Annotated in this window: 15 protein-coding genes and 1 pseudogene; 2 read left to right on the top strand and 14 right to left on the bottom strand. The window is 70.9% G+C overall.

What is annotated here, in order from left to right:
• Positions 1–144: 144 nt before the first annotated feature.
• Positions 145–831 (top strand): DUF5995 family protein, encoded by a 687-nt coding sequence (locus ACIHIX_RS21450; protein ID WP_399958383.1) that lies wholly within the window; start codon positions 145–147, stop codon positions 829–831.
• A gap of 16 nt (positions 832–847) precedes the next feature.
• On the opposite strand, the gene ACIHIX_RS21445 is transcribed toward ACIHIX_RS21450, so the two are convergent.
• From ACIHIX_RS21445 to ACIHIX_RS21410, 8 genes and pseudogenes are all read right to left on the bottom strand, one after another.
• A complete protein-coding gene (locus ACIHIX_RS21445; RefSeq protein WP_399958380.1) occupies positions 848–2,545 on the bottom strand; it encodes a flavin monoamine oxidase family protein in 1,698 nt (565 codons plus the stop codon).
• 47 nt (positions 2,546–2,592) lie between these two features.
• Complete coding sequence (locus tag ACIHIX_RS21440) at positions 2,593–3,372, bottom strand: carbon-nitrogen hydrolase family protein (RefSeq protein WP_399958377.1); 780 nt, start codon at positions 3,370–3,372, stop codon at positions 2,593–2,595.
• A gap of 118 nt (positions 3,373–3,490) precedes the next feature.
• Positions 3,491–4,702 (bottom strand): MFS transporter, encoded by a 1,212-nt coding sequence (locus ACIHIX_RS21435; protein WP_399958374.1) that lies wholly within the window; start codon positions 4,700–4,702, stop codon positions 3,491–3,493.
• Positions 4,703–4,858: 156 nt separating this feature from the next.
• Positions 4,859–5,494: pseudogene (locus ACIHIX_RS21430) on the bottom strand (HAD family hydrolase); the annotation flags it as partial.
• Between the two features lie 11 nt (positions 5,495–5,505).
• Positions 5,506–6,588: an ABC transporter ATP-binding protein gene (locus ACIHIX_RS21425; RefSeq protein ID WP_399958372.1), complete on the bottom strand. Its 1,083-nt coding sequence runs from the start codon at positions 6,586–6,588 to the stop codon at positions 5,506–5,508.
• A gap of 3 nt (positions 6,589–6,591) precedes the next feature.
• Positions 6,592–7,404 (bottom strand): ABC transporter permease, encoded by an 813-nt coding sequence (locus ACIHIX_RS21420; RefSeq protein ID WP_399958369.1) that lies wholly within the window; start codon positions 7,402–7,404, stop codon positions 6,592–6,594.
• Entirely contained in the window at positions 7,392–8,276 is an 885-nt protein-coding gene (locus ACIHIX_RS21415; protein WP_399958366.1) for an ABC transporter permease, read from the bottom strand. The genes ACIHIX_RS21420 and ACIHIX_RS21415 overlap by 13 nt, the downstream gene beginning before the upstream one ends.
• Positions 8,273–9,418, bottom strand: a complete 1,146-nt coding sequence (locus tag ACIHIX_RS21410) for an ABC transporter substrate-binding protein (RefSeq protein WP_399958363.1) — start codon at positions 9,416–9,418, stop codon at positions 8,273–8,275. The genes ACIHIX_RS21415 and ACIHIX_RS21410 overlap by 4 nt, the downstream gene beginning before the upstream one ends.
• Before the next feature lie 190 nt (positions 9,419–9,608).
• Here ACIHIX_RS21410 and ACIHIX_RS21405 point away from each other — a divergent pair, with 190 nt between their 5' ends.
• Complete coding sequence (locus ACIHIX_RS21405) at positions 9,609–10,349, top strand: GntR family transcriptional regulator (protein WP_399958360.1); 741 nt, start codon at positions 9,609–9,611, stop codon at positions 10,347–10,349.
• 120 nt (positions 10,350–10,469) lie between these two features.
• Here ACIHIX_RS21405 and ACIHIX_RS21400 read toward each other — a convergent pair whose 3' ends face one another.
• The 6 genes from ACIHIX_RS21400 to ACIHIX_RS21375 form a co-directional block, all read right to left on the bottom strand.
• Positions 10,470–10,922: an Lrp/AsnC family transcriptional regulator gene (locus tag ACIHIX_RS21400; protein ID WP_329341394.1), complete on the bottom strand. Its 453-nt coding sequence runs from the start codon at positions 10,920–10,922 to the stop codon at positions 10,470–10,472.
• Between the two features lie 10 nt (positions 10,923–10,932).
• Positions 10,933–12,408, bottom strand: a complete 1,476-nt coding sequence (locus ACIHIX_RS21395) for an amino acid permease (RefSeq protein ID WP_399958356.1) — start codon at positions 12,406–12,408, stop codon at positions 10,933–10,935.
• Positions 12,409–12,618: 210 nt separating this feature from the next.
• On the bottom strand, positions 12,619–13,140 hold the full coding sequence (locus ACIHIX_RS21390; protein WP_399958353.1) for a GNAT family N-acetyltransferase: 522 nt from the start codon (positions 13,138–13,140) through the stop codon (positions 12,619–12,621).
• A gap of 94 nt (positions 13,141–13,234) precedes the next feature.
• Positions 13,235–14,677, bottom strand: coding sequence for a GuaB1 family IMP dehydrogenase-related protein (locus ACIHIX_RS21385; RefSeq protein WP_399958596.1), 1,443 nt, complete (start codon positions 14,675–14,677; stop codon positions 13,235–13,237).
• A 131-nt stretch (positions 14,678–14,808) separates the two neighbouring features.
• The gene (locus ACIHIX_RS21380) at positions 14,809–15,099 is read right to left on the bottom strand and encodes a barstar family protein (protein ID WP_399958351.1); all 291 of its coding nucleotides are present in this window, start codon (positions 15,097–15,099) and stop codon (positions 14,809–14,811) included.
• The gene (locus ACIHIX_RS21375; RefSeq protein ID WP_399958348.1) at positions 15,096–15,467 is read right to left on the bottom strand and encodes a ribonuclease domain-containing protein; all 372 of its coding nucleotides are present in this window, start codon (positions 15,465–15,467) and stop codon (positions 15,096–15,098) included. Before ACIHIX_RS21375 ends, ACIHIX_RS21380 begins: the two co-directional genes overlap by 4 nt.
• Between the last annotated feature and the right edge of the window lie 34 nt (positions 15,468–15,501).

Below are 15,501 nucleotides of genomic sequence, written 5' to 3'. Positions count from 1 at the left end.
CTCGGCCCTGCGCTCGGCCAGGCGACGCGCACGTAAGCCCGACACCCGCTGATCCCCTCCCCCACGGCGGGTGCGTTCCCCCGTTCTGGGGAAGCGTCGGGCCCGCCGCCACTTCGGCCAGCCTAGGCCTGGGACCCTGCCTGCATGGCGCAGTTGGAACACTTCACCACCCCCGTCGACACCGTCGTCGACCGGATGCGTGCCCTGGACGAGGCCCTTCCGGAACGGGACGGGCTCGCGGTGTTCAACCGCGTCTACCTCGCCGTCACCGAGGCGGTCGACCGGGGTATCGACAGCGGCCGGTTCGCGGACGCGCGCACCGCGATCACGCTGGACGTGCGGTTCGCGGAGCGCTATCTGCGGGCGGTGGACGCGGTGACCCGCGACCGGCGCCCGCCCGCCTGCTGGCGGCCTCTCTTCCAGTTCCGCCGCCATCCGGGCGTACGACCGCTTCAGTTCGCCCTCGCGGGCATCAACGCGCACATCGGGCACGATCTGGCGCTCGCCGTCGTGGACACCTGTCGTACGCTCGACTGCGAACCCGTCGATGTCGAGGACGAGTTCGACCGCGTGGGCGATCTCCTCGTCTCGCTGGAGGAGCGCATCCGCGAAGATCTGATGCCGGGCCCCGATCTGCTCCAGATCGCCGACCCGCTCACCCATCTGCTGGGCGCGTGGAGCCTGGAGCGGGCCAGGGACGCGACCTGGACCGCGGCCCGGGCCCTGTGGGCACTGCGCGGACTGCCGGACGTGGCGGCCGAGTTCACGGAACGGCTGGACACGGCGGTGGGGTTCGCGGGGCGGATGCTGCTGACGCCGCTTCCCGGTTGAGGAGTGCCGCGGAGGCTCAGTCCTCCGGCAGTTCCACCGGTGCGATCTCGTCGTAGACGTCACCCGGTCCCGGGTTGGTCGCGTCGGTCGCGCCGCCGAAGTGGTGCATGACGCCCCAGACCGCGTTCAGCGCGGTCTGGATCGCGCCCTCGGCCCAGCCGGCCGTCCAGGAGATGTCGTCGCCGGCGAGGAAGATGCCGCGCTTGTCCGCGGGCAGCCGGTCCTGCATGAAGTGGGTGAACAGGCGCCGCTGGTAGCGGTAGTGGCCCGGGAGGTTGGCCTTGAACGCGCCCATGAAGTACGGCTCGTTCTCCCAGGACACGGTCACCGGGTTGCCGATGATGTGCTTGCGGATGTCGACCTTGGGATAGATCTCGCCGAGCGACTTCAGCATGACCTCCATCCGCTCGTTGGCGGACAGCGGCAGCCACTTCAGGCTGTCGTCGCACCAGGTGTAGGAGAGGCAGATGACGGCCGGCTTGTCGGGTCCGTCGTCCAGGAGGTAGGTCCCGCGCGTCATCCGGTCGGTGAGGGTCATCGACATGACGTCCCGCCCGGTCTCCTCGTCCTTGTCCAGCCAGAACGGCCGGTCCACGGGCACGAAGAGCTTCGAGGACTCCATGTAGTGGGTGCGCTCGATGGCGGTCCAGTGGTCGATCGGGAAGAGCGAGTCGTCGCAGGCGATCTTCGAGAGGAGCATCCAGGACTGGGCGGTGAAGATCGCCGCCTGGAAGGTGCGGATGTCGCCGTTGGCGTCGGTGACCGTGATCTGGTTGCCCGCGGTGCGGTGCAGCCGGGTCACGGCGGGCCGGGGCTCGCCGTTCATGTGCAGGCTCGCCAGCGAGGTGCCGTGGGGCCAGTGGAGGATCTTCTCGGGCTCGCGCTCCCACAGCCGCAGCGGCAGCTGCTGGGAACCGCCGACGATGCCGCGGTGGTGGTCGTCGGCCTCGGTGTAGACGACGCGCAGGATCTCCAGGATGGAGTTGGGGAAGTCGGTGTCCCAGCCACCGGTGCCGAAGCCGACCTGGCCGAAGATCTCGCGGTGCCGGAAGGACCTGAACGCCTCGGAGTCGCAGAGGAAGCCGTAGAAGGTCTGGTTGTCGAGCTTCTCGACGAGCTTCGCCCAGATCTCCCGGATGCGCGGCACGTCCCGCTCGCGCATGGCCCGGTTCATGTCGGAGAAGTCGGCGCCCTCTTCGAGGCACTTGTTCCAGGCGGCGGCGACATCGCGGTAGACCTGCGGCAGATCGTCGACGGTCTCGGCGTAGTGCGACTCGCCCTTGAGATCGACGACGGTCGAAGGAGTGCACTCCGCAAGGGGGTTGGGGAACGCCCGGGTCTCCAGACCCACCAGGTCGATGTAGTGCTGGAGCGCGGTGGAGGACGGTGGGAAGCGCATCGCGCCCATCTCCGCCGTCAGGGAGCTGTCACAGCCCTCGAAGCCGACCGTCCGCAGCCGTCCGCCGATCTGATCGGCCTCGTAGACGACCGGCTTCAGGCCCATCTTCATCAGCTCGTAGGCGGCCACGATGCCGGACAGACCGCCGCCGATGACCGCGACCTCGGTGCCGTGCTCGGTCGCCGGTATCTGACCGAGGCCCGCCGGGTGGGCGAGGAAGTCGTCGTACGCGTACGGGAAGTCCGGGCCGAACATGGTGATCGGCGGCTGCTGCGCGTCGGCGTGCTGGACGGCGTTGGGCACCGTGGACGTCATGGGGTACGGACTCCTTGCGAAATGCTGCTGCGAAGAATGCGGGGTGTTCAGGCGTAGAGCTCGGGACGCCGGTCCCGCAGATACGGGTTGGCCTCGCGGGAGGCGGCGAGGAAGGCCGGGTCGGCGTCGGCGAACACCAGCTGTTCATCGCGTCCGGCGCGGGTGCGGGCGACCCCGTCGGGCCCGGCGAGGACGGAGAGCCCGATGAACTCGAACTCCCCTTCCTGGCCGACCCGGTTGACGTAGGCGACGTACATCTGGTTCTCGAAGGCCCGCACCGGGATCATCGACTCGGCGACGAACTGGAACGGATGCATCTGGGCCGTGGGGACGACGAGGAGGTCCGTCCCGGCCAGGGCGTGCGCCCGGACGTTCTCCGGGAACTCGACGTCGTAGCAGATCAGGAGCCCGACGGTCAGACCGTTCAGCTCGGCCTGGACGACGTGCTGCTGGCCCGGCGTGAAGTGGTCGCGCTCGAAGCAGCCGAAGAGATGGGTCTTGCGGTAGTTGGCGAGGCGGTCGCCGGCGGCCGAGATCAGCTGGGCGGAGTTGAAGACGGCTCCGGAGGACGCCTCCGGGTATCCGTACGCGATGGCCACCCCGTGCCGTACGGCGATCTCCGCGACCGCGTCCGCGCCCTCCCCGTCGGCCGGCTCGGCGAGGCGGGCGATGTCGTCGCCGATCGCGTACCCGGTGAGGAACATCTCCGGCGCGGTCAGCAGCCCGGCGCCCGCGGCGGCGGCACGGCCCGCGGCCTCGTCGAGGACCTTGAGGTTCCCGTCGACCGAGCCGGGGCGGCCGGAGCTCTGGAGCAGGGCGGTGCGCATGCGTGATCCTCACCGGGGCGGAAGGGGTGGTTGCGGGGGCCATCTAGCGGGCCATCTAGACGGTACGGTCGCCTGACCAGGCCCGACAAGAAGGAGCCGTTGCGCGCCGCCGGGCGGTTCATTGCGCGCGAGGCGGCTGCGGCGGCGATTCGTTGCGTCGGCTGCCCAGGGCCAGGGCGGTGACCAGGTAGGGCACCGACAGGATCACGAAGACGGTGCTGTGGTCGGCCCGCGCGCCGAGCAGCGCGTACGCGGCGAAGGTGAGGACCGTGACCAGCTCCGTGCCGAGGCTCGCCACCGAGGTGAGCGTGGCCCGGCGGGCGTCGTCGATGCGGTGCTGGAGCCGTACGTCGGCGAGCACCTCCGCCAGCTGGAAGCCGCCGAAGGCCAGGCCCACCAGGGCGATACCGGCCGGGGTGCGCAGGGCGGCGCCGACGGCCAGGGCGAGGGCCGAGCCGGCCAGCAGCCAGGCCATGCCGGTGGTGCCGAGGCGTTCGGCGGGGCCGGTCAGCAGGCTCGCCGCGGTCACGAGCGTCCAGACGAGGAGGATCAGATAGGGGACGGTCGCCTCGGCGACGCCGGTGTCGCGGGCCAGCAGCGGGGTGTACTCGTCGAGCGCGCCCCACACCGCGGCGACGGCCGGGATCAGCAGCAGAGCGCCGCGGACGGAACGGTTCCCGCGCGCCTCGCCGAGCCCGGTCCGCAGGGTGACCCACCAGCCGTCACCGTCTGCCTCGCGCCCCGCCCGGTGCTCAGGGAGCCGGGTCGCCACCAGAGCGGCCAGCACACAGGCCAGGACACTGGCCGCACCCACGGCCGGGTAGCCGCCCAGCGCGAACACCGGCCCGGCGGCCCCGATCGAGGCCATGGTGGCCACCAGCCGCGCCGCCCGGACCCGCCCCATCACCCGGGCGTAGCGATCCGCGCCCCCGAGCCGGTCCAGCTCGTCGTACGCCAGCGCCTCCAGTGAACCGGAGCAGAGTGCTCCGCCGATGCCCCACAGGACGAAGCCGAGCGCGAAGGCGCCGTACGACGGGACGATCACCCACAGCGCGAAGCCGACCGCGTTGAACAGCGGGCCGACCCACAGCAGCAGCCGTCGGGACACGGCGTCGGCGAGTGCGCCCGAGGGCACCTCCAGGACGACGGCCGTGATCGACCACAGGGCGAAGAGCGAGGAGATCTGCCAGAGCGACAGCCCGGTGTCCGCGAACAGCAGCGCGTACACCGGGTAGAGCAGCACGAAGTCGTCGAGGAACGCGTAGCCGTACAGCGTGGTCGTCAGCCGGCGGACGCCGGTCGCGGGCACACGTGCGGGTGAGAGTGTCATGAGGCCTTCCCGGAAGGGCGGTTCGGACGTCGTCGCTGCGGCGTCCGAGGCGGCCCTCGGGAGGCACGGCTGCTGGATCAATGTCGCCAGGTCATGACACCGATGCTAGACACCTGTGGGCCCGCTGCCCAGCGAAATACGCGGGGCTCACGACGGGAGCAGCGCGCGCAGTGCCGACGGCGTCACCCCGGCCAGGCCGGCCACGACGGTCCGGCCGGGTGCCGCCTCGATGGGGGCGAGGGACGGCACCGCGAGCACCGTGCAGCCCGCCGCCTCGGCGGAGGTCACGCCGGTCTCCGTGTCCTCGACGGCGACGCACCCCGAGGGGTCCACGCCGAGCGCCCGGCACGCGGCCAGATAGGGGTCCGGCTCCGGCTTGGTGCGCTCGGTGTCGTCGGCGGTGACGGAGACGGCGAAACGGCCGGTGCCCAGTGCGCTCAGCACGGTGTCCGCGACCGACCGGGGCGACGCCGTCACCAGCGCGGTCGGTACGCCCTCACGGGCCAGCGCGTCGAGCAGGTCGAGTGCGCCGGGGCGGGGCACGACACCGTCGCGGACCCGGTCGGCGAACTCCCGGTGGAGGGTGTCGGCGAGATCGGCGGCCGGGGCGCCGGTGGCGGCGGCCAGCCAGTCGGCGGTGTGCTCGACGGGACGGCCGAGGACGTCCGCCCGGTCCGCCTCGGTCAGCTCCCGCCCGGCGACCCCCTCCACCGCCTGCCACCACAGCCGCTCGGTGTCGACGAGCGTGCCGTCCATGTCGAACAGGACGGCCTGGAGCGCAAGTCGGGTCATGTCCTTCTCTTTCATACGGTCCGTTCCGCGACCAGCACCGGCCGCTCGGGCAGCGAGACGCTCACCGGGGCACCGGCCGTCAGGGCACCCGCCTCGTGCGCGGGCAGATCGGCCTTGACCTCGCCGCCGTCGGCGAGCCGGACGGTGACCCGGACGGCCGCGCCCAGGAAGGACGTGGCGAGCACCCGCGCCTTCCCGTCGGCGTCGGCGCTCACCCGTACCGCCTCGGGCCGCACCAGCACGTCCACGTCGCCCGTCCCCGGCACCGGGCCGTCGACCGGCAGCCGCTGTCCGAGCACGTCGACCACACCGTCGGCCACGCGCCCCGGGATCCGGCTCATCGTGCCGACGAACTCGGCGACGAAGGCGGTGGCCGGACGGCCGTACAGCTCGGCCGGTGCCGCGCACTGTTCGAGCTTCCCGGCGTGCATCACGGCGACCCGGTCCGCCATGGACAGAGCCTCCTCCTGGTCATGGGTGACGAACAGCGTGGTGATGCCCAGCTCCTGCTGGAGCCGCCTGATCTCCTCGCGGAGCGTGAGCCGCACCTTGGCGTCCAGCGCGGACAGCGGCTCGTCCAGCAGCAGCACCCGGGGCCGCAGGGCGAGGGCACGGGCCAGCGCGACGCGCTGCTGCTGGCCTCCGGAGAGCTGGTGCGGATAGCGCGCGCCCTTGTCGGCGAGCCCGACCAGTTCCAGCAACTCGGCGGCACGCGCCCGCCGTTCCGCCGTGCGCACTCCTCGCATCCGCAGCCCGAAGGCCACGTTGTCGAGCGCGTCGAGGTGCGGGAAGAGGCTGTACGACTGGAAGACCATCCCGGCGTCGCGGCGGTGGGCCGGGATCCGGGTGACGTCTTCGCCGTCCACCAACACCGCGCCGGAGTCGGGGTGTTCGAAGCCGGCGAGCATCCTGAGGGCGGTGGTCTTGCCGCAGCCGGAGGGGCCGAGCAGGGCGATCAGCTCACCGGGGCGGACGGTGAGATCGAGGCCGTCGAGGGCGACCGTGGGCCCGAACTCCCTTCTGAGTCCGCGGAATTCGACGGTGGCGGCTTTGTCGGTGGTGTTCAGCGTGGCGGTGTTCTCGTTCGTTTTCATGGTTCAACCCCGGGAGGTGGTACGGGAGCGCCCGCCGAAGCCGGCCAGGACGAGGAGCAGCAGCCAGGTGACGAGCAGGCTCATCACGGACACGGCGACGGACAACTGGGCCTGCGAGCCGCTGACGTTGACGATCCACACCGCGAAGGGCTGGAAGCCCAGCAGTTGGGCGACGGTGAACTCGCCGAGCACCAGGGCCAGGGTGAGGAAGGAGGCGTTGAGCAGGGCCCCGCGCAGGTTGGGCAGCACCGCCTGGACCAGGGCCTGCGGCCAGCTCGCGCCACAGCTCCGCGCGGCCTCGACGAGGGTGGGGACGTCGATCGCGCGCAGTCCGGCGTCCAGCGCCCGGTACACGAAGGGCAGCGCCATCACGACGTACGCCAGGACGAGTACGACGGGGAAGTCGGGGTTCTGGATCGCCACGAAGGTCTGGAACAGCGGCGTGCGCGACAGGTGTTCCGGTCCCCACTTCAGGACCGTGACGATGCCGGCGACGAACGCGATCGGGGGCACGACCAGCGGCAGCGAGCACACCACCTCCACCACCGGCCGCAGCCTCGGGGCGCCGAGCCGCAGCGCGACCATCGCGGGCACCATCAGCAGCAGGACGACGGCGATGGTGGCGAGGGCCAGCTCCAGCGAGAGCAGCAGGCTGGAGCCGAAGCCGCCGGTGGCGACGATCTGTGTGTAGGCGTCGAAGGTGAGGCCCTGTCCCGGTACGTCGACCGTGAAGACCACGGAGGCGACCAGCGGCACCAGGAAGTACAGCCCGGCGAGGCCGAACACGCCCCACCGCCACAGGTTCAGGCGAGCCATCGCGCACTCCTCCGCTGTAGGGGCAGGTACACGGCCATGACGAGGCCCGCGACGAGGACCATGTCGAGGCTGAGGGCGAGGGCCACGTTCTCCTGGCCGACGAGCACGTTGCCGGAGAGGGCGTCGGCGATCTGGAGGGTGATCAGCGGGACGGAGCTGCCCACGATCGCGGCGGCGGTGGCGTAGGCGGCGAAGGCGCTGCCGAAGAGCAGGACGAACCCACCGAGCAGCGTGGGCAGCAGCACCGGCAGGGCGACATGCAACCAGTACTGCGCGCTGGTCGCCCCGTTGTTCTGCGCGGCCTCCCGCCACTGGACGCGCAGCCCCTCCAGGGCGGGCGTGATGGTGAGGACCATCAGCGGGATCAGGAAGTACAGGTAGACGACGACCAGTCCCCAGAAGCTGTAGAGGTCCCAGCCCTGGTCGGTGAGGCCCAGGTGCCGGGTCAGTACGCCGGCGTTGCCGAGGGTGGCGACGAAGGCGAAGGCGAGCGGGACGCCGCCGAAGTTGGCGAGGACGCCGGAGGCGGTGAGCACGGCCTCGCGCAGCGCGCGGTACCGGGAGGTGACGACGGCCTGGGCGAGCGGCAGTCCGAGGAGCGTGGCGAGGGCGGCGGACACGGCGGACAGCTTGACGCTGCCGACGAGGGCGGTGAGGTAGGCGCCCTGCAACGAGGCGGTCAGGTTGGCCGTGCTGTAGGCGCCGGTGCTCTTGAGCGTGAAGGCTCCGTCGAGGACCGCCCAGGCGGGCAGTCCGAAGGCCACGGCGGTGAAGGCGAGCAGCGGGACGACGGCGACCCAGCCGAGCGACCGGCGCCGCCGCCCGACCGCGGCGGCGGGCACCGGGTCGACCCGCGGGAGCGTGGCCGTCATCCGGAGACGGCCTTCGCCCAGCCCTGCCCGAGGACCGTCTTGGCCTTGTCCTGCTGGGCCTCGGTCGGGAAGGAGGGTGTGCCGGAGACCTCGGGGAGCTTGGCCGCCGCGGTCTTGTCGAGGGTGCCGGCCTTCTCCATGGCGGTCATCAGGGCCGGGCGGGCGTATCCCTTGAGCCACAGGTTCTGGCCCTCAGCGCTGTACAGGTACTCCTGCCACAGCCGGGCGGCCGCCGGATGCGGGGCGTCCTTGTTGATGGCCTGGGAGTAGTACTGGGAGAACTGCCCGTCGCTCGGCACGGCGACCTTCCAGTCGACACCCTTGGACTTGAACTCCTCGGCGTACCCGGCGTTGAGGTAGTCCCAGTCGATGCTGATCGGCGTCTCGCCCTTCTCGACGGTGGCCGGGGTGGACTCGACGGGCGTGTAATTGCCGTTGCCCTTCAGCTTCTTGAAGAAGTCGAGGCCGGGCTGGATGTCGTCGAAGGAGCCGCCGTTCGCGAGCGCGGCCGCCCAGACGCCGCCGAACGCCGAACCGGACTTGGTGGGGTTGCCGTTGAGGGCGACCTGGCCCTTGTACTGCGGCTTGAGCAGGTCGGCGAAGGTGGTGGGACAGCTCTTGACCCGCTTCGCGTCGCAGCCGATGGAGATGTAGCCGCCGTAGTCGTTGTACCAGCGGGCCTGTGCGTCCTTCTGTCCCTCGGGGATGTCGGCGAAGTCCTGGACCTTGTAGGGGGCGAGCAGCCCCTGCTGGGCCGCGCTGATCGCGAAGGAGCTGCCGAGGTCGAGCACGTCGGGTGCGCGGCCCTGGCCCTTCCTCGACGTCACGGCGTTGATCTCGTCCTGGCTGGCGCCGTCGGGGTTCTCGACGGAGATCTTGATGCCGTACTTCTTCTCGAACCCGTCGATGAGGGCACCGTAGTTGGTCCAGTCGCGGGGCAGCGCGATGGCGTTGAGCGTGCCCTCCTTCTTGGCCGCGGTCGCCAGGGCGTCGAGGCCGCCGAAGTCGGCGGCGGAGGTGGCGGTGGCGGCGTTCTTGCCGTCGGCGGTGGTGGAGGCGGTGTCGGGGGCGGCGCCGCAGGCGCTCAGGGTGAGCGCGGCTATGGCGCCGAGGGCGGCGGTTCTCGGCAGGGAAACGGTCACGACTTCTCCAGGACGTTGAGAACTTGTCTGAACAAGTTGGCCCCAGTAAGGCTGCCGCTGGTGTCACCCCCGTAAACACTGAAGAAACGCTGGCCCCCGAACTCCGGGCCAATCATGGGCCCCTCCGGATGCCGCCGCATGTCGACTAGGCTGGTCACGCTGTGCACAGCAGTCGACTCAGAGGGGAAGCATGGCGGCGCGACACGAAGAGATCGCCGACGAACTGCGCCGGGCGATCGACCGCGAGGAGTACACGGTCGGCAGCCGCCTGCCCGCCGAGACGGATCTCGCCGCCCACTACGGCGTCTCACGCGGCACGGTCCGCCAGGCCGTCGCCGCGCTGACCGCAGAGGGCCTCATCGGCTCCCGCCAGGGCGCCCGCCGCGTGGTGCTGGCCAGCCGCCGCAGCCAGAGCTTCGCCGAACTGCGCAGCTTCGCCCAGTGGGCCCGCGCGATGGGCCGCGAGGCAACGGGACAGGTCATCGCCCAGGAGTACCGCCCGGCTACCGCCGAGGATGCCGTACGCCTCCAACTACGCTCCGGGACACCGGTGTTGCACGTTCTGCGGGTCCGCGGCCTGGACGGCGAGCCGGTCCTGCTGGAACGGACGGTGTACGCCGACTGGATCTCCCCCGCGGTCGAGCCCATCGAGGCCGACTGCCCGTCCGTCACCCAACGCCTGTACGACGACACGGGATTGGTCTTCGCGTACGGCGAGCATGTCATCGACGCGGTCGCGGCGGGCGCACAGGACGCGGACCTGCTGTCCGTCCGCCGCACCAGCCCCCTCCTCCGGGTCCGCCGCGTGACGACGACCCGCGAGGGCCGCCCGGTGGAGTGGTCGGACGACCGCTACCGCTCGGACGCGGTGAGTTTCAGCGTCCACAACTCGATGGACAACAACGCGCTGGCGAGGAAGACGGCGGAGTAGGGGGTGGGGGTGGGGGTGCGGATGCAGCACCAGACCTGGTCCGACCTCAAGGGGCGCGGGGAACTGCGCGAACGGCCACGACGCACCCGCACCCGGCCATGCACCGCAACCAGCCGAGCTCTACCCCGGCGCCCCGGACGAGAACCGCCTCAGCAACGGCGACAGCACCAGCACCGACTTGGTCCGCTCCACGAACGGCTCCCCGGCGATCCGCTCCAGGACCCGTTCGAAGTGCCGCATGTCGGATGCGAAGACCTGCACGATCGCATCCGCGTCCCCCGTGACCGTGGACGCCGCCACGACCTCCTGATACCGCTCAAGACCCCGCCGGATGATCTCCGGCGAGGTGTTGTGCCGGCAGTAGATCTCGACGAACCCCTCGGTCTCCCAGCCGAGCGCCGACGGGTCGACCCGCACCGTGAACCCGGTGATGGCGCCGGTGGCACGCAGCCGGTCCACCCGTCGTTTCACGGCGGGCGCGGACAGACCGACGATCTGCCCGATGTCCGCGTAGGAGCGGCGGGCGTCCTCGGCGAGGGCGTGGACGATGCGTTCGTCGAGATCGTTGAGCACGGTGGGTGGATCAGCTCTCAGGTGATGCGGGCGTTGCGGTCGTCGCGAGACGGGAGCGGCGATGGCCGTACACGAAGTAGAACACGAGCCCGGCCGCCATCCAGACTCCGAAGACCACCCAGGTGACGGCGGACAGGCTGCCCATCATCCAGACGCAGAACCCGAGGCCCAGCACCGGCAGCACCGGCGACAGCGGCACCCGGAAGGTGCGCGGCATGTCGGGGCGGGTGCGACGCAGCACCACGACGGCGATGTTGACCAGGCCGAAGGCGAAGAGCGTGCCGATGCTGGTGGCGTCGGCGAGCTGCCCCAGCGGGATCGCGGCGGCGAGGACACCGCAGAACAGGGACACGATCACCGTGTTGGCCCGTGGCGAACCCGTCTTGGGATGCACCCGCCCGAACACCTTCGGCACCAGCCCGTCCCGGGACATCGCGAAGAGGATGCGGGTCTGGCCGTAGAGCACCGTCAGGACGACACTCGCGATGGCGATGACCGCGCAGGCGGCCAGCAGGGTCCCCCAGAAGCTCTGCCCGGTCACCTCGCGCATGATCTGGGCGAGCGCCGCCTCGGAGTCCCCGAACCGCTGCCAGGGCTTGGCGCCGACGGCGACGGCCGCGACGAGGACGTACAGCGCGGTGACGATGACCAGGGACAGCATGATCGCGCGCGGCAGGTCGCGCTGGGCGTTCTTCGCCTCCTCACCGGCGGTGGAGGCGGCGTCGAAGCCGATGTACGAGAAGAAGAGCGTGGCCCCGGCCGCACTGACACCCGCCATGCCGAGCGGCATGAAGTGCGCGTAGTTGCCGGAGCGGAAGCCCTGGATGCCGATGGCGCAGAACAGCACCAGCGCGGCGATCTTCACGACCACCATGATCGTGTTGGCGCGTGCGGACTCCCGCGCCCCGCCCAGCAGGAACGCCATGGCCAACAGGACGACGATCAGCGCCGGCAGGTTGAAGATGCCACCGTCTCCGGGCGGGGCGGACAGCGCGTCGGGGATGGTGACGCCGATCGTCCCGTCGAGGAGCTCGTTCAGGTACTCGCCCCAGCCGACCGCGACGGCGGCGACCGAGACGCCGTACTCCAGGAGCAGACACCAGCCGCAGACCCAGGCGACCAGCTCGCCCAGCGTTGCGTACGCATACGAGTACGACGAGCCCGCGACCGGGATGGTGCCCGCGAGCTCGGCGTAGGACAGGGCCGAGAAGAGGGCCGTCAGTCCGGCGATGACGAAGGACAGGGTGACCGCGGGACCGGCCTTCGGCACGGCCTCGCCGAGGACGACGAAGATGCCGGTGCCGAGGGTGGCACCGATGCTGATCATGGTCAGCTGCCACAGCCCGAGGGTGCGGCGCAGACTGCCGCCCTCACCCTGGCCGCCCTCGGCGACCAGGCGTTCCACGGGCTTGCGCCGCATCAGACGCGCACCCAGCCCCGGGGACGGCGTGGTGCGGTGTTGCGGGGGTGCGCCTTGGTCGAGCACGCGCTGACTCCTTCGTCGCTGCGATCGGCGCGAGGGGACCGGCGGCACACCTGCGCGAGCAGGAACCCACCGAGCGGGGTCCCCGCCACGCCACGTACAGCGCATGACCCTATGAGCCAGACGTCACGGTCGTCATGCGGCAACCTTGCGCACCACCGCAAGATCGTTGCGTTCATGGCGGAGGGGCGGGCGTTCGTTGCGCGGCAGCTCCTAGGGGCTCGGTTCGGCCACAGGACCAGGAAGTTCCTTGACGAGAAAGGTGCACACATCGGCCCGCTCGTGCCGTACGCCCGTCTGATCGACGTACGCCCACCGGTCCACGTAGGCCACCGTCGACCGGTACCCGAGCCGCGCGTACAGCGCCGCGGCCCGCGGATTGTCGATGCCCACTCCGAGCCCCATGACCTCGACGCCCCGCGCCCGCGCCAGCTCCTCGGCGGCCCGCACGAGCCCGCTGCCGACGCCCCGTGAGCGCAGCCGCTCAGGCCAGACCAGGAGACCGTTGATCTCGGGGCAGCCGGAGTGGACCGCCCGCACCTCGGGCGCCGCGCAGCCGGTCCAGCGGACCTCGGCATGGCCGACGGGCCGGCCGTTCAGCCACGGGATCAGATAGGTGCTCTCCCCCGCCTCCTGGCGGGCGAAGCGTGCCGCGTGGCTGCCGTCGACACTGGACGACGGCATGACGTCCTCCAGGACGCCGAGATCCTCGGTCCGGCAGGGTGCGATCTCCATGCCCGCGACCGTAGCCGCCCGGGCATGCGAACGGCCCCCGAATTTCCAACGGGGGCCGTGCGCAACGGACTTGGCTCCAGCCTGAGGCCGGGACTCAGCTCCAGCTGGCGTGCAGCGGCTTGCCCTCGGCGTAGCCGGCCGCGCTCTGGATGCCGACGACCGCCTTCTCGGCGAACTCCTCGAGCGAGCCCGCGCCGGCGTAGGTGCAGGAGGAGCGGACGCCCGCGATGATCGAGTCGACCAGGTCCTCGACGCCCGGACGGGTCGGGTCGAGGAACATGCGGGAGGTGGAGATGCCCTCCTCGAAGAGCGCCTTGCGGGCCCGGTCGTAGGACGACTCGTCGGACGTACGGTTGCGCACCGCACGCGCCGACGCCATGCCGAACGACTCCTTGTAGAGACGGCCGTTGGCGTCCTGCTGGAGGTCGCCCGGCGACTCGTACGTCCCTGCGAACCACGACCCGATCATCACGTTGGACGCGCCCGCGGCCAGCGCCATGGCGACGTCACGCGGGTGCCGGACCCCGCCGTCGGCCCAGACGTGCTTGCCGTACTTCTTGGCCTCCGCCGCGCATTCCAGGACGGCGGAGAACTGCGGCCGGCCGACGCCGGTCATCATCCGGGTCGTGCACATGGCACCGGGGCCGACGCCGACCTTGATGATGTCCGCGCCCGCCTCGATGAGGTCCCGCACACCCTCGGCGGCGACGATGTTGCCGGCCGCGATCGGGACGTGCGGGTCGAGCGCCCGGACGACCTTGATCGCGTTGATCATCGACTCCTGGTGGCCGTGGGCCGTGTCGATGACGAGCGTGTCGACGCCCGCGTCGAGCAGCTGCTTGGCCTTGCCCGCCACATCGCCGTTGATCCCGACGGCGGCGGCGATCCGCAGCTTGCCGTCGGCGTCGACCGCCGGCGTGTAGAGGGTGGCCCGCAGGGCGCCCTTGCGGGTGAGGATGCCGGCCAGCTTGCCGTCCTTGTCGACGGCGGGGGCGTAGCGGCGGTTGGCGCCGTCGAGGCGGTTGAAGGCCTCGCGCGGGTCGATGTCCGCGTCGAGCAGCAGCAGGTCACGGGACATGACCTCGGCGAGCTGCGTGAACCGGTCGACGCCGGTGAGGTCCTGGTCGGTGACGACACCGACGGGACGGCCCTCCTCGTCGACGACGACACCGGCGTTGTGCGCCCGCTTGGGCAGCAGTGCGAGGGCGTCGGCGACGGTCTGGTGCGGGGCCAGCACGATCGGGGTGTCGAGGACGTGGTGCCGGCTCTTCACCCAGGAGATGACGTCGGTGACGACCTCGATCGGGATGTCCTGCGGGATGACCACGAGGCCACCGCGCCGGGCCATCGTCTCGGCCATACGGCGACCGGCGATGGCGGTCATGTTGGCGACGACCAGCGGGATCGTGGTGCCCGTGCCGTCCGGGGAGCTGAGGTCCACGCCCTGCCGCGAACCGACGGCGCTCCGGCTCGGGACCATGAAGACGTCGTCGTACGTCAGGTCGTACGGGGGCTGGATGTCGTTGAGGAAACGCACGTGCTGCACATCCCAGTCGATCAGAGGTGGCCCCCGGACAGGTCAGCCAGGGGGAAAGAGCACGTACCTCATTCTCCCATGACGCCCGGAACGCCATGCACGGTCGATTCATCCAGGCTGGTCAGAGGCGTCTAGGAGGATCCTCCGAGAGCCAGGGCCACAGTGACGGCGGAGGCGTGCGAGAACACGTCACAGGCGGTCGCCCACTCGCCCGGCCGCGTCTCGGCGTACGGCTGCCAGTTCCGTACGACGACCACGGCGGCGCTCTCGGGCCACAGTCCCGGGTCGGACAGGACGTCGGCCAGCGCGTCCCAGTTGCGGCCGAAGTAGTCCGGCAGCCCCAGGTCCCGGGCGCAGCGGTCCATCAGGCCCGCCTTGTCGGTGACGCCGTCGAGGTCCAGCGAGACCACGGCCTCCGTCATCTCAGTACCGCCCTGAACGAGTCGTAGTGATCATCCGTGTAGTAGATCTCGGCGTTCCGCCCGGTGACAAGGCGCCGGGCTCCGCGATCGCGTGAGCCCGGCGTGGGGACGGTGTATTCGTGGTAATAACCGCGCTCGTGGGCGGGAAGGAGCCGTTCCCGGTTCCCGAAGACGGAGCCGTCCCTGGCGTACGGAAAAGGCCCGCCGACGTCGATGAGTTCGAGCGTCTCGCGGGCCTGCGCGGGCAGCCGGGCCTCCTGGACGGTGGCCATGTCACCGACCCACGACGGAACGGCCTCGCCGGAGTCCCGGGTCGACGAGCACCCGAGCACGAGCAGGAGCAGGCAGAGGACGAACCGCAGCGGCATGTCACCCACGCTGCCACGGCCGCCCTCCCCCGAC

The organism is Streptomyces sp. NPDC051913, assembly GCF_044593635.1.
Classification (GTDB): domain Bacteria; phylum Actinomycetota; class Actinomycetes; order Streptomycetales; family Streptomycetaceae; genus Streptomyces.
The sequence above is the reverse complement of the archived record's forward strand: the minus strand, read 5'-3'. Positions and strand labels throughout refer to the sequence as shown.

Bases quoted from the DNA above. Each gene is read 5' to 3' on its own strand.
- ACIHIX_RS21425 (WP_399958372.1), bottom strand. From the start codon at position 6,588: ATGAAAACGAACGAGAACACCGCCACGCTGAACACCACCGACAAAGCC.
- ACIHIX_RS21375 (WP_399958348.1), bottom strand. From the start codon at position 15,467: ATGCCGCTGCGGTTCGTCCTCTGCCTGCTCCTGCTCGTGCTCGGGTGC.
- ACIHIX_RS21440 (WP_399958377.1), bottom strand. From the start codon at position 3,372: ATGCGCACCGCCCTGCTCCAGAGCTCCGGCCGCCCCGGCTCGGTCGAC.
- ACIHIX_RS21405 (WP_399958360.1), top strand. From the start codon at position 9,609: ATGGCGGCGCGACACGAAGAGATCGCCGACGAACTGCGCCGGGCGATC.
- ACIHIX_RS21435 (WP_399958374.1), bottom strand. From the start codon at position 4,702: ATGACACTCTCACCCGCACGTGTGCCCGCGACCGGCGTCCGCCGGCTG.
- ACIHIX_RS21415 (WP_399958366.1), bottom strand. From the start codon at position 8,276: ATGACGGCCACGCTCCCGCGGGTCGACCCGGTGCCCGCCGCCGCGGTC.
- ACIHIX_RS21445 (WP_399958380.1), bottom strand. From the start codon at position 2,545: ATGACGTCCACGGTGCCCAACGCCGTCCAGCACGCCGACGCGCAGCAG.
- ACIHIX_RS21380 (WP_399958351.1), bottom strand. From the start codon at position 15,099: ATGACGGAGGCCGTGGTCTCGCTGGACCTCGACGGCGTCACCGACAAG.
- ACIHIX_RS21450 (WP_399958383.1), top strand. From the start codon at position 145: ATGGCGCAGTTGGAACACTTCACCACCCCCGTCGACACCGTCGTCGAC.
- ACIHIX_RS21420 (WP_399958369.1), bottom strand. From the start codon at position 7,404: ATGGCTCGCCTGAACCTGTGGCGGTGGGGCGTGTTCGGCCTCGCCGGG.
- ACIHIX_RS21390 (WP_399958353.1), bottom strand. From the start codon at position 13,140: ATGGAGATCGCACCCTGCCGGACCGAGGATCTCGGCGTCCTGGAGGAC.